Origin of the sequence: Pseudoalteromonas sp. CO342X, from assembly GCF_004208915.1 — a bacterium.
Classification (GTDB): domain Bacteria; phylum Pseudomonadota; class Gammaproteobacteria; order Enterobacterales; family Alteromonadaceae; genus Pseudoalteromonas; species Pseudoalteromonas maricaloris.
The window spans coordinates 281,156-295,334 of the sequence record NZ_SGPH01000040.1; the positions used below are offsets into that span (position 1 = coordinate 281,156).

The 14,179-nt window shown below is 41.3% G+C and carries 9 protein-coding genes; 6 read left to right on the forward strand and 3 right to left on the reverse strand.

Annotated features, from left to right (window positions below):
* Positions 1-64: 64 nt before the first annotated feature.
* Positions 65-952 carry a LysR family transcriptional regulator gene (locus tag EXT47_RS20165; protein ID WP_039495187.1) on the reverse strand — a complete coding sequence of 296 codons (888 nt, stop codon included), beginning with the start codon at positions 950-952 and terminating at the stop codon, positions 65-67.
* Between the two features lie 760 nt (positions 953-1,712).
* Between EXT47_RS20165 and EXT47_RS20170 the strand changes: the two genes are divergently transcribed.
* Together EXT47_RS20170 and EXT47_RS20175 are read left to right on the forward strand one after the other, a co-directional pair.
* Positions 1,713-2,936, forward strand: a complete 1,224-nt coding sequence (locus EXT47_RS20170; protein ID WP_039495188.1) for an alpha-xenorhabdolysin family binary toxin subunit A — start codon at positions 1,713-1,715, stop codon at positions 2,934-2,936.
* Positions 2,937-3,044: 108 nt separating this feature from the next.
* Complete coding sequence (locus tag EXT47_RS20175) at positions 3,045-5,393, forward strand: hypothetical protein (RefSeq protein WP_130127414.1); 2,349 nt, start codon at positions 3,045-3,047, stop codon at positions 5,391-5,393.
* A gap of 386 nt (positions 5,394-5,779) precedes the next feature.
* Here the strand turns inward: EXT47_RS20175 and EXT47_RS20180 are convergent, their stop codons facing one another.
* Positions 5,780-6,964, reverse strand: a complete 1,185-nt coding sequence (locus EXT47_RS20180) for an MFS transporter (RefSeq protein WP_130127415.1) — start codon at positions 6,962-6,964, stop codon at positions 5,780-5,782.
* Positions 6,965-7,078: 114 nt separating this feature from the next.
* Between EXT47_RS20180 and EXT47_RS20185 the strand changes: the two genes are divergently transcribed.
* From EXT47_RS20185 to EXT47_RS20200, 4 genes are all read left to right on the forward strand, one after another.
* Positions 7,079-7,966, forward strand: coding sequence for a LysR substrate-binding domain-containing protein (locus tag EXT47_RS20185; protein WP_130127416.1), 888 nt, complete (start codon positions 7,079-7,081; stop codon positions 7,964-7,966).
* 100 nt (positions 7,967-8,066) lie between these two features.
* Entirely contained in the window at positions 8,067-9,173 is a 1,107-nt protein-coding gene (locus tag EXT47_RS20190; RefSeq protein ID WP_130127417.1) for an alkene reductase, read from the forward strand.
* Positions 9,174-9,494: 321 nt separating this feature from the next.
* A complete protein-coding gene (locus EXT47_RS20195; RefSeq protein ID WP_240701640.1) occupies positions 9,495-11,297 on the forward strand; it encodes a S9 family peptidase in 1,803 nt (600 codons plus the stop codon).
* Positions 11,298-11,394: 97 nt separating this feature from the next.
* Entirely contained in the window at positions 11,395-12,339 is a 945-nt protein-coding gene (locus EXT47_RS20200) for a hypothetical protein (RefSeq protein WP_130127419.1), read from the forward strand.
* Positions 12,340-12,401: 62 nt separating this feature from the next.
* On the opposite strand, the gene EXT47_RS20205 is transcribed toward EXT47_RS20200, so the two are convergent.
* A complete protein-coding gene (locus EXT47_RS20205; RefSeq protein WP_130127420.1) occupies positions 12,402-14,108 on the reverse strand; it encodes an alkaline phosphatase in 1,707 nt (568 codons plus the stop codon).
* Between the last annotated feature and the right edge of the window lie 71 nt (positions 14,109-14,179).

Genomic DNA, 14,179 nt, shown 5'->3' on the forward strand with positions numbered 1-14,179 from the left:
CTACTGCAAGCATAACGTAGATTCTTAGTAACGCAAATGAGGACAACATTCCATCTGACGCTCACTAGTGCATCGCAGCATTTTTCAATACAAATTGATGAGCATCCATATAGCTTTTAATAGCACTTTGCGCAATTCGTATCGTCGCGGGTACATCAGTACTACCTTTATGAATACAAAATACTTCCACTTTTTCCAGCTCGAATTCGGGATCTACTCGCTCCAGGTTATGATTATTAAATGCGATGATTTCTGGCACTAACCCGATACCCAAACCGCTTTCAATGAGCCCTATTGTATCGCTAACGGAATTGGTTTTGTGATGTGCTTTGAATGAAAGCGGTTTAACGATATTTTGTGTGGTATGGATAAATTCATAATTTGTGACTTTACCTTCCCAAGAGTTTGCAATGTAAGGAGCGGTTGTGTCGTTAAATTCACTGTCCTTTGCTTTATACAGCACGTCTCTAAATGAACCAATATATTGCTGTGATTGCTCCACATCTGCGCTTTTTCCCACTCTAACAGCAAGATCTATCCCCCGCTCTACTAGATTGAGAGGGCGATCTTCATTAATTAAATTCAAGCGGATCTTAGGATGCGTTTTAATCAGCTTACATAGTGCAGGTGCAACGATGGTTTGCATCAAAGCATAGGATGTTGTCACTGTTAACTGTCCTGCAAGTACTAATTGCTTAGATCTTGCTTTTTCCCAAGCTAACTCTGATAAATGGCTGATTTCAAGGCAATACGCATAGAAGTCTTTACCAACGTTGGTCAATGATTGGCTTCGTGTGTTTCTGTATAATAGTGGTGTTCCTATCTCTTCTTCTAGTTTCTTGAGATGTTGGCTGATCACTGATTTAGACAAAGATAACTTCTCCGCGGCTTTGGTCAGTGATCCTGACTCTACCACCCCCTTAAATATCATCATTCTTCTTAGTTTGTTCATTTTGACTTCTCTTTTCACGTTACTTTATAAGATAAAGACCGCCACACCTAAATAAAATTACATAAATATTACATAAATTAAACATGTATTTTTAATAGTTATAAATGAAATGTACTTTATGGTCTATACCAAATTCAGCGTCACTTTCCCAACCTAGCTAAAAGTGGTTATTGATAATTTCCTTAATCGTTTTAGATGTAATCTTGTTTGAATTTTTAAGTCATTTAGATAACTTTAAGTGGTTGTGCTAACGGGCAGTTAATTTAATTTTTCTGACTAAGATCAGATGGTTGATAATAGATTGAATTTATTTTTTCAACAAAGAATGTGCGTCTCATTTACAGCGGTAGAAACATTGAGTTCGATTTTATGAAACAATTTAATTGAGATTGAATTTTGAGCGAAAGTAGCTGTAAAAATAAACTGTTAACTATCTGTCTGTAACAAAACCCTCTACATCTATAGCTATGGATGGCTAGGTTGTAGCTCGTTTTTGTTAACTTTCATTTACTTAATTTGTTATTTTGTAGATTGTATTCCATGTTATTTAGTGTTATTGAAAATGCAACTAAATCCCTCAATTTGTTAGAAAGTGTAGAAGTTCTTCCATTCTTATTGTCCCTATATCAATAATATTAAAAGTACATTTGGTTAACATTTTAACTACATGCACTTTTATCTTCAGTTGCATCTTTAGAGACCAAAAGAGGTCTAGTGCAACTTAACAGTTAGAACACCGATTGATTAAGGAATATGAAAGATGAAATCAATTAAGTTAAAGAAAAGCGCAATCGCTATCGTAACATCACTACAGCTATTTGGGCTTAGTCAGCTTGCTACGGCGAATACCAACGTCCCAGAAATTTCACCAATTATGTACGATACACTTCAAGGCGATATCGAAGGTTCACCGCTGTTTATAGATGTTGGGTCGAATGACTTCCTACTTACTCAGGAGCAATGGCATACAATTCAAGTTTTTGCTGAGTCAGCTGTTAGTTTACCTAATAACGAAGCTGCCTTTAGAAGTGCGACGCGATATCCAGTAGATACGCCTCTAAATAACGACTACATTGCACTGATGACAACCTTTGAATCAATCAATGCGTCGGGTCAGAATTGGAATCATAAGCTTTATCCAAGCATCATTGATCTTGCGACAAAATTAGCGAATTACTCCGATACCCATGTATTGCTAATTCAACCATTTATTGATGAACTAACAAAGCTACATAACGCGTCGCTAAGCGGAGATTTGCAAGCTGCTGAGCAAAGCAGACAAGTAGCGATTTCATTTCTAAACACCTTCATGAATTTTGTTGATGGTAATCTAACAAAAACCCAAACAGTGGTAGATCAACTTGTTTCCTTTCAAGGAGATTTAACTACACACTCTGGACAATTAAATACACTAGAAGGCACTTTTGAGGACATTTTAAACAAAGACCAGCCAGCTAATATACGTGACCGAATTAGCACATTACAACGACGACTTAACGATCTGAATGATGAAAAGAGTGATTTAAAAACCGGTATTGGCTTAAGTAGTCTTGGCGGCATACTTGGGCTAATCATTGGCGGTAGTATCCAAGGTGCTCAGTTAGAGGAAGTAAAGAGCGAGATTAATAAAGTAGAATCTCAAATTGAGACGGCGAATAAGGAACTCGCTCACGCGATGAGTCTAGCGGCCTCTTATCAAATTGCCAAAGGTCAAGTGGAAGGCATGAACGAAAAAATTGAAACTGCGCTAATTAATGTACGCAAAGTTCAAGTGCACTGGCAGTCTTTGTATGGAGATATGAAGTCTCTTCGAGATGTATTGACTCAATTAGACAGTGAAAATGCTTTACGTAATGCCAACGTGATTGTTGCAGGGATCGTTTCTTCACCTCTTGCTAGCAATGCCAGCAACTCATGGAAAGACATTGCAGACAAAGCAAGGACGTTTCTACAAAACGCCTACCTGCCTACATCACAGCAGTAAACATCAATAAGTTTAAATTTTTAGCATCATAAATCAACAGCTATTGAGCGATCTACTCTCATAGAGCGCTCAATAGGTTGGTGTTTTATGTTGCAACAAGGAGTTACTATGAAACCAACTTTACTCAGCCTGTTGATTGGCTGCGCTTTTTCGAGCCAAGCTGCGACTTGGAATGAGCTATATAATCTTGAGCTAAGTCAAAACCTACCGAGCGTTACGACTTCAAATCAACAACAGATAGACACACAAAATTATTTGGTCTCGGCCTTACATGTCAATTTGAATGACGTGCTTACTAGTGCAAGAGATCATAATACTATCGTCATTGCTGCTGACACGGTAGAAATCGACCGAAACATGATTTTCGATGCGCCAAACAAACGAATTTTTATCGTCGCACGTAAAATAATGGGTAATGGTACGGTGAGTATCAATTTAGATACCCAAAATGCGCAAGCATCAACATTGGTATTTATGGCTGATAAAGTTGAGGCTAATATCAATATAATCACAGCTCATTCGCCAAGCGATGGTGAAATTGAACGCTTTAGTATTGCTCCAGACTCATTTGGTACGCTATATCAAGTTATACAAGGCAATAAGTTCGCAACGCCTATTTCGCCAGCGTTAACGTCGCTCATCTCTGTGCATAAAGAGTACTTTTTAGATGCATTTGAAAAGTCATTCGATATGGCGGCTTCTATCTATGATCAAAATCCAGCGTTAAGTATTGAGATGTTGAGCTGGCCTGAAGCTATTTTAAACGCAGCTCATGATGTTAGAGAATCTTCCGTTCAAGCAAAGAATTTTTACTTGCAGCTTGCTAACTTTAAACAGTTTTTGTCGTACGCAACACTTAACAAAAACTATGTGCCTAGCCTATCCCGCGACTTTTATGAGTTAACGATTAAAGCATATATTGACGCGATGGAAGCATATCAGGATAGCTACGATAATTTTCAGAAACAAGGCCGAAGTTTAGAAAACAAGCGCCAAGATCTCACTTTGATGCAGGATAACCTATTCGACGTTGCATCTGCTGAGCAACGAATTATCTCTCGCTCTGTAGAGCAACTGACGAGCTTGGTAAAAACACTTGATCAACAAAAAGCATCATTCAGCGGACAAGAAAATAATGTCTTCTATTCAGGGGTCGAGTTTCAACAAGGAATTTTGGACTACAAACTAGATAAAATCACTGAAATTGGGCTTAAAGTACTTGAAACCGTAATTAGTGCGGGCACTGCATTTGCCGGTGCTGCGGGGGGAGATACCAGTGGCTTGAAAGACTTAGTTGCGAGCTTGCCCGCCACAATCCAAGAGATCAATGAGTTAAAAACCAAAATTGATGATATCGCGTCATTAATGGATAAAGTACAAACGGTTAGCGGCCAGTTAAACGTGTTATCACAAAAAACCGCTGATCCGTTTTCTAGTAGTGAGCTTGCACAAGAGTTCAATCGCCTTAATTCACTCATTCCGACCAAAGAAGAGGCAAATCGAATTTGGGACGAATTTTTAATAACTGCTAAGGCACAAATGAAAAAGGCCATAGATGAAGACATTGATGGTGCAAGTGACTACCTTGTTGCTATCGAAAAGTTGATTAATCATGGTAAGGCAATAGTTGCTGTAGAGATTGATATTGCCCAGGAGCAATCTAGACAGATAGATTTGCGCATCACCGCTGATGCAAAACTTAAACAGATCAATCGTATAGATGCATTTTTACAAAATAATCAAAACAGTCTAGATGAAATTCAGGACATGGAGGAACAGCTATTCCGGACTTTGAATAATCTAAAACGGCCGATATTTGTTGCACTAACAAACTATCAGGCGGCATTTAGCTACTGGTCTCTTGATGACACCATAGTGACACCAAGCCTTAATCAAAGTTATCAAGAATACCGTCACGACTTAGCTTTACTACGTGAACAAGAGGCTGCGTCATTATTGCGTTTTAACCCTCGACCTCAAGATTTTATGCTCACCATAGAAGAGTTAGATGCGCCGCAGCAATTGCTGGATTTTGCGCAAGACGGTGAAATGAGTTTTACGCTGTCGTTGGAAGATATTGATTTTTCCCAGTTTGATCGAGTTAGATTAGACGAGGTCAATGTTGTACTAGAAGGTTCGGGGTTAAATGAGAACCAGCGCTATGATATCGAAGTAAGATCTAGTGGTTCATATCAAGATAGGTTTAAAGGGCAATCCTATCAATTTAGTGCAGAGTCGTTATACCGATTGGTAAGTTACGAGCTGTTAGATAGTGAAACGACGCGCATAGATCCAATCACCAGTGGTGCAATCGCAAACGATTATGCGATTAATTACTTTAAACCAACTCCGTTTACCACTTGGTCAATTAAGCTGAAAAATCCACAGCTTTATGACTTAAGTAAAGTGACGAATATCAAAGTGTCGTTTAAAGGAAATGCGATCCCCAAACAATAGTGTAGCACTTGCACTTTAGCTTAGTAGGAGCCACTTCAGGTGGCAATCTTTAATAAAAGCTCGCAGGATTAACCTGCTCCTATTTTAGTGTGGCTTGAATATTTTCTAAACAAGATTGCCTTTCGTAGGAGCCACTTCACGTGGCGATCTTTTAACAAAAGCTCGCAGGATTAACCTGCTCCTACTCTGGTGAGGCTTGAATATTTGCTAAATAAGATTGCCTTTCGTAGGAGCCACTTCAGGTGGCGATCTTTAACAAAAGCTCGCAGGATTAACCTGCTCCTATTTTAGTGTGGCTTGAATATTTGCTAAACCAGATTGCTTTTTTCGTAGGAGCCACTTCACGTGGCGATCTTTTAGCAAAATTCCTCCGGATGAGCCGCCACCTACTCTACAACTTGAGCCTTCAATAAAGATCTGTTATCTAGATAGCCACTAAAACGGGTTGCTAATAAGGCTGCAGCGCTGATAAGTGCCCCTACCCAAGCAGTGTCCTGCAGCGACATATTTTCAACAATTTGGCCACCTAAGACAGAACCGAGCGCAATGCCAACGTTGAAGGCTGCGATATTCAACCCTGATGCGACATCCACCGTATTTGGAGTAAACTTTTCGGCTAGCTGTACAACATAGACCTGAAGACCAGGTACATTTCCAAAAGCAAATGCTCCCCACACTAGTACTGTGATCACCACGCCTATTTTCGACTGCATGGTAAATGTCAACACAGCCAAAATGACCGAAAGTAACACAAAGATGATGGTCAGAGCGCTTATCGGCCCTTTTTTATCGGCTAATTTTCCGCCATAGATATTGCCAACAGCAACGGATACACCATAAACCAGCATAATAATACTGACTGTAGCGGCGTTAAAACCAGCTTCCTGTTGTAAAATTGGCGCAAGATAGGTGAATGCCGTAAAGGTTCCACCATAGCCGAGTATGGTCATAAGATAGACGAGCAGTAATCTGGGTTGCAATAATACCTTTGCCTGCTCAGATAGACTGGCAGATGCGCTATGCTTAAGGTTCTTTGGTATTAATAATGCACTTCCCAATAGAGCGATAACACCTAAAGCAGAAACTACTAGAAAAGTGGCTCGCCAGCCAAACTGTTGGCCAATCCAAGTACCCAAAGGGACACCTGTTACGAGCGCAACGGTCAGTCCCGTGAACATAATGGCGATGGCACTTGCCTCTTTGTCTTTTGAGACCAAGCTAGTTGCAATCGTAGAGCCAATCGAGAAGAACACACCATGAGCGAGTCCTGTCATGATCCTCGCTAAAATGAGGCTTTCATAACTTGGCGCTTGCCACGCAAGCAGATTGCCAAAGACAAATAGTGCCATCAAACTAAGTAATACAGATTTCCTATTCCATCGCCCTGTCAGTGCGGTTAAAACGGGCGCACCAACAGCAACGCCAATGGCATATAAACTCACCAGTAAACCTGCACTTGGCAGCGAAACTGATAAATCGGAAGCAATGGTCGGTACTAAACCAACAATGACAAATTCGGTGGTACCAATGGCAAATGCGCTTAATGTCAGCGCCAGTAATGCAAGCGGCATAAATAACCTTTTTAACGTGATAAGCAATAAGTTGGTGTAGTGTGAAAGCTTTTTTATTTGCAAAAAACAGCAAAAATGACAAAATACTTTTGTAGAAAATGAAAAGGAACACACGTGGCCGTTAGCTCAAAAACCGAAGATCTAGAAGCTTTTATCTGTGTTGTCGATACTGGGAGTTTTTCCGCTGCAGCAAATCTGATGGACGAACAAGTTGCAAAGGTTTCAAGAGCAGTAACTCGACTGGAAAAGTCCCTGTGTGTAACGCTATTCAATCGAACGACTCGACGGATAGAGTTAACCGAAGAAGGCGAGCTATTTTTACGCTATGCGCGGCAGGCACTCAATACCATTGAGCAAGGTGAAGAGGCGTTAAAGCTGTTACGATTTTCGCCAGCTGGTAAATTAAGAGTGGATGCTGCAAGTCCTTTCGTTTTTCACCAGCTTGCGCCTATATTAAAAGGTTTTAATGAGGCCTTTCCCGATATTACTTTGGAAATAACGAGTCATGACAGTATCATCGATTTGCTAGAGCATAAAACCGATATCGCAATACGAATTGGTGACTTGGCAGACTCTAATCTTCATGCTCGTTTGTTAGGTCGCAGTAAACTTCATCTTGTAGCAAGCCCTGATTACTTAAATAAATTTGCAGGTCATGAACCACGGATTGATCTTCCATATCATAACTTGATAGGTTTTACCGATGCCCCACACCTCAACGTCTGGCCTTTACAAAGTCCGCAACAGCTCAAGTTTTCCATTAGCGCATCCAGTGGTGAGACCGTGAGGCAATTGTGTATTGCAGGCCATGGCATTGCACTGTTATCTAACTTTATGGTGAGGCAAGATATAAAAGCCGGAAGACTTGTTGAAGTTTTTACCGAGCAAATTATTTCGCCAAATCGCAGAGAAGCGGTACAAGCCGTGTATTATCAAAATAGTGGTGTATCTTCTCGGATTTCGGCATTTTTAGACTACATTGCGCCTAGGCTCACGCTATAGTTTTTTCATTTTTAACAAATATATTTTGTATTTATTGCAGTTAATGAAAATATTTTAAATCGTTAAACTTCTCATAGTGAAAAAACGTTGAGGAGGCCAAATGGCTGATTTATTTGAGTCAATTAATTTAGCAGGTAAAACACTGAGCAATCGCATAGTGATGCCGCCAATGACCCGCTCACGGGCAAGTCAACCTGGGGATACCCCTAACAATTTGATGGCAACCTATTACGCACAGCGTGCGACGGCTGGTTTAATTATTAGTGAAGGGACACAAATATCGCAACTCGGTAAGGGGTATGCTTGGACACCGGGGATCTATTCAGGCGCCCAAGCTGCTGGCTGGAAACAAGTCACAAAACAAGTGCATGATGCAGGCGGTGTTATGTTTGCGCAGCTTTGGCATGTTGGGCGAGTATCTCACCAAAGTAATACCGGTGGGCTTCAGCCGATTTCAGCTTCGGCAATTCAAGCTCAGGGTGTGAAAGTTTTCATCGATGAAAATGATTCCCCTAATTTTATTCAAGCACAAACACCTAGAGCAATGACCCAAGCAGATATCAATAATGTTATTAACGAATATCGACACGCTGCACGCAACGCGATGCAAGCAGGGTTTGATGGAATTGAACTGCATGCAGCGAATGGTTATTTGATTAATCAATTTTTAGACTCTCACTCAAATCAAAGGACTGATGGCTATGGTGGCTCTGTTGATAACCGCATTCGCTTTTTGCGTGAAGTCGTAACGGCGGTGAGTGAAGAAATAGGCAGTGGCAAAGTGGGCGTTAGACTTGCGCCGCTTACTACCTTAAATGGTACAGTAGATGAAAACCCTGAGCAGACATACCTCGCGGCAATTAAACAGCTAACTGCGCTCAACGTATGCTACGTACACATCGCAGAAGCGGATTGGGAAGACGCGCCAGATATGCCTTTGAAATTTAAATACGCAATTAGAGAGGCATTTAATGGCGTGTTAATTTATGCCGGAAAGTATACGAAAGCGCGCGCCCAACAAGCTCTTAATGAAGGTTGGGCTGATATGATTGGGTTTGGTCGTCCTTTTATCTCAAACCCTGATTTGCCCTACAGGCTGGCAAATGACTTGTACTTAAACGAACATCAGCCTGAGACATTATTTGGTGGTAGCGAACAAGGTTATACCGATTACCAAATTCACGCCTCAAATCCAATAAACGTATAGTAGACTAAAAGTTAGTTTCAATCTGCGTACGCATAAACTGGTGTGTACGCAGCTCTAATTTCAACGGTTTTAAGGTGAGAGCAATGTAGCGAACTTTTGCTCTCACTTTTCCGAAGTTTTCGCTAATGATAGTGTATGCCAAAGCATATAGGTTGGAGTTTAGCCTCAAAATAGGGAATAATGTCGCCAAATTAAAGACACATAAAACATTCTACATCTTATCTAAAAATGAAAAATATAATTCTATTTACTATTGCACTTTTATGCACTAGCTCTGCTAACGCTCAGTTACCTATTGAAAGTTACGCGCAACTCCCTAATATGAGTAAAGTTTCGCTCTCTCCCAGTGGTAAAGCAGTTGCGTATTTACAAAATTATGAAGGAAATCTAGTACTTACTGTTCATGACCTAAAAACGCATAAAAAAAACTATATATTGCAAACTGATAATAAAACGATAGCACTTGGTTGGTACGATTGGGCCAGTGATGACATGCTCTTATTTGGTGCTAATTACACCAAAGTGCAGCGAGGCGTAAAGTACACAACATCTCGTTTATTTAAATTTGATTTAAAAAACCCTACGGATGAATTGGTTCAAATCAATCGTGCTTATCGCAATGAAATTCCTGCCCAATTTCAAGACGGTGTCATTAGCATACTGCCAGAACAACCAAACAAGATATTGGTACAAACTGACTTCGATATGGCAAACAAGCCGAGCGTTTATATCTTAGACATAGCTAAAGATAGACGCGAGAAAGTTGTTCGCGCAAGAAGAAAAATATCTAGCTGGATAGCCGATCAACAAGGCAATGTAAGAATGGGTTATGGGTTTGAAGGGATCACTGCCTATTATATGCTCTATGATAATGAGACGAAGGATTTAACCGATTTCTATACCTTTCAGGCTCGTGGTCCGGAAGCTATCCATATTCTTGGATTTGATAAAGACCCAAATATTATTTACCTCACCGCACTTCATAATGGTAAAAATGCGCTGTTTAAAGCAGACATTACTAAGCGCCCGCTTTTACCTCAGCTTATTTTCTCCGATCCAGACTATGATTTTGATGGCAGTCTCCTTTATTCACACGACGGTAGAGCCATAGGCTTCAGCCATTCCAACCTTGATAACTCGAGAGTCTATTGGGACGAAGACCGCAAACTCCTACAACGCTCACTCAAGGCGGCATTACCAAGCTACGACACCGTTGTAATAAGTATGAGCGCGGATAATAAAAAATACATTGCGTACGGCGATTCTGACCAAGACTCTGGTACGTACCTGATTGGTGACAGAGAAACCAGCTCTTTAGCGGGGTTAGGACGTTTATATCCAGATATTACTGGTGACAATTATCTGGGCAAACAAAGGGTATCGTTTAAAGCGCGTGACGGCCTTGAAATTGAGGGTTACTTAACCCTACCTAAAGCATTCGATGCGGCTGCTCCCACAATCATCTTTCCACACGGTGGACCATACTCTCGCGACTACGCTGGCTTTGATTACTGGTCTGAACTATTGGCAAGCCGAGGCTTTGTGGTTTTCCAACCTAACTTTAGAGGCTCTTTTGGTTATGGCTTTGACTTCTTTAATGAAGCAAATCAAGGTTGGGGAGGAAAGATGCAAGATGACTTACAAGATGCGGCAAACTGGTTGATTGCAGAAAAGTATGCACTCAAAAGTAAAATTTGTATAGGTGGTGCGAGTTACGGCGGCTATGCGGCACTAATGGCTGTGGTAAAACATCCTGAAACGTTTCAATGTGCAGCAAGTTTTGCCGGTGTTACAGACTTAGAATCGATAGTTAGTCGTGCGCGCTTTTTCACAAACAAAGAGCTTGTTCGTGACCAATTTGGACAAGATACTGATAAACTTGAGGCACAATCTCCTGTTAACTACGCTAAGCAGATTAACCGCCCCGTGTTACTTATTCATGGTGATGACGATAAAGTCGTGCCTGTGAATCATAGTCGTGACATGGCAGATGAACTTGAAGATCATAACAAGAAGTTCAAATACATAGAGCTCGAGGATGGGAATCATCATCTGAGTTATCAAGCACATAGAGTGAAGACGCTCACTGAGTTTTTAGCTTTTTTCGAAAAACATCTTAAGTAGCAAAGCGCCGCAATTAGCGGCGCTTTTTATTGAGAGAGCAACTTCTTCTGTCACAGAGTTGATGTATGATAGAGGGGTAACATAAAGGAGAATTATTGTGCAGCTCGTTAAATTATTCGCCATGGCATTGATGCCTATGCTCAGTGTATTTCAGGCCTCGGCAACGTCGTTTTTAGTCTTTGGTGATATGCCTTATACGGAGATAGACAGAGGCATGCTGATGCCAAATGGTGCTCTGCAGGAAAAGGTAAATGATATACAGCATGATTTTATGGTGCACGTAGGTGATATGAAATCCGGTGCTGAGCCCTGTACAGATCAACTGCTTAAAGATAATTATGCCCTGATCTCAAATGTGAGTAGCCAACCTTTTATATTCACGCCCGGCGACAATGATTGGACTGACTGTGACCGCGAAACTCTGAACCCTAGGTTTGATGAGTTAGAAAGATTGGATTTCATCCGTAAACACTTTGCGGTGCAAATACCTAACCTTCCAAAGTTTAAACGTCAGCAAACAGTACCTGAAAATCAATCTTGGATAGTGGATGATGTGCAGTTTTTAACTTTGCATGTGCCAGGCACCAACAATGGTCGCAGACAAATCTTATTATCCGATAAAAAAGTAGTGCACGAAGAGTCTCATCGTCGTGATGTAGAGAATATTAAGTGGTTGGATAACTTGCTGACGCCAAGCCATAAAGCTGCGGTGATATTTCTACAAGCTGACCTGTATCAAAAAGAGAAGCACTCAGGACGTTGTGATAAAAACTCAAAAGCTAAATGCGATGGTTATCAGTTATATCGAGAAGCACTCGCAGAATATGCGGCTCAACTCAGTTATCCGTTGCTGTTGATACATGGAGATACAGGAGAGTTTTGCTTTTCTGAACAGTCAAAGAATTTATGGCGTCTTAACGCCCCTGGAGACTTTCAATATTTAGATATTGCAAAGGTTAAAGTTAAAGGGGATAAAAAGAAGCCGTTCAAGGTAACACCGCTTCTTTCGCAAGATAAAATAGCTAAATGCAAGGGGCTGTAAAGCCCCTTTACACGCTTTTTACGCAGTTTTACAAGATGCGTAGCGCGAATTGCTTGCCGTACCTACAGTATAAACTCGCGCTGTTTATTATGACTTTCAAACTGCTCTTGCTTAACTGTATTGACAAAATGCCACTCACTTTCCACCTTCTCTTTTGTGAAATTAAGCGTTAAATAACCACGCTGATGAATATTGGCATATTCAAGATCATCGACTAGTAATTGCAATACCTCAGCGAATTGTAGCGCCTGCTCATCGCCTAATTGCAAGTAATACTCAAGCCCCGGAGAGCTGACAGAAGCTGTCGCATATTCTTGACCACAAATGACTCCGTTTGCATCGCAGAGCTTACCAGACCACGCGTTGTGTGTATCTCCTGCAACGACTACTAAATTTTTATTGGCCGCTTTTGCTGTTTGTAAAATTACTTCACGTTCAACCGGGTAGCCGTCCCATGCATCCAAATTATAAGGTGCGGTAAACGTGACTCGCGCTTTTTCTTGCTCTGACAACGTTGAGTCACCAGCAAGCATTCTCCCCTTTATTTGAGCAAGCTCTGTTAATTGCGTCGACATTTGTGCAGAAGGGTTGGCAAGAGACATGAGCAGCTCAGCTGGGATCATCATTTTGGTCATCAATACCTGTTGCCCTAAGACTTGCCATTTCGCTGCAGATGTCTTTAAGTTATCTGTGAGCCAAGTCAATTGGTTTACGCCTAAAAGCTGTTGCGAAGGCGCAGTGAGATCCGCCTGAAATCTGGCAAAATCCACTTGTCCTGTTGTAGGGTCAATATAATCTTGATAGTCGAGTGCTTTAGCGCGGCTCTCGTGACGAGTATCTAGCATATAAAGTGATAACAAGTCGCCAAATTCAAATTTACGATAGAGGCTTTCGAGTTGGTCCTTAACCATCGGACGCACAGGCATCCATTCATAGTAAGCTTGCAGCGCAGCAAGTTTGCGGGCAGCGTACTCCCCTTCTCCCTCGTTATGGTTCTCAGCGCCATCCATGTATGAGTCATTGCATACTTCATGGTCGTCCCATACCGCAATAAATGGCGTACTGGCGTGGAGAGCTTGCAGACCAAGGTCCGTACGATATTTTGCATAGCGACGACGATAATCATTTAATGAAATAATCTCGTTCGCATTATCTGCATCCAGCCCTCGCCCCATGGCGTCGGCATTTTCAGTGGCATACCCACCCATACCATATTCGTATATGTAATCACCTAAATGCAACACCGCGTCTAAATCGCTGCGTTTTGCAGCCTCTGCGTAAACATGAAAGTAACCTGCCGGATAATTTGCACAAGACATGACGGCAAGTTTTACCTGAGTTACATCGTTAACGGGTAAGGTTTTGCATTTACCTATGGGTGAATGCGTTTCCTTCGTGACGAAGCGATAAAAGTAGCGGCTATTTGCAGTCAGGCCATTAAGATCTACTTTAACGGTGTAATCGTTTTTTGCTAATGCGGCCAGCTGGTGGCTTTGTAGTAAGACACCAAAATCTTCAGATTCTGATACTTGTAGAGTGACATCCACACTGTTAGGTGTACCCTCAGGAGTGACTCGCGTCCATAATATCATGCTATCAGCTAAAGGATCGCCACTCGCGACACCATGGTTAAATGCGACAGCAAAATCGTTGCTTGCAACCGCTTTACTATCACTGCTGCCGCAACCTACTAACGAGACGCTAATTGTCGCTGCGCCAACGCCCATTAATGCACTTTTAATAAAATCTCGACGGGTAAAACTTGCCATTATTATTGTTCCTTAACTGCAAAATGCGCCATATTGGGCGCACTTATCTACTACTTGAAGGAACTAGCTTA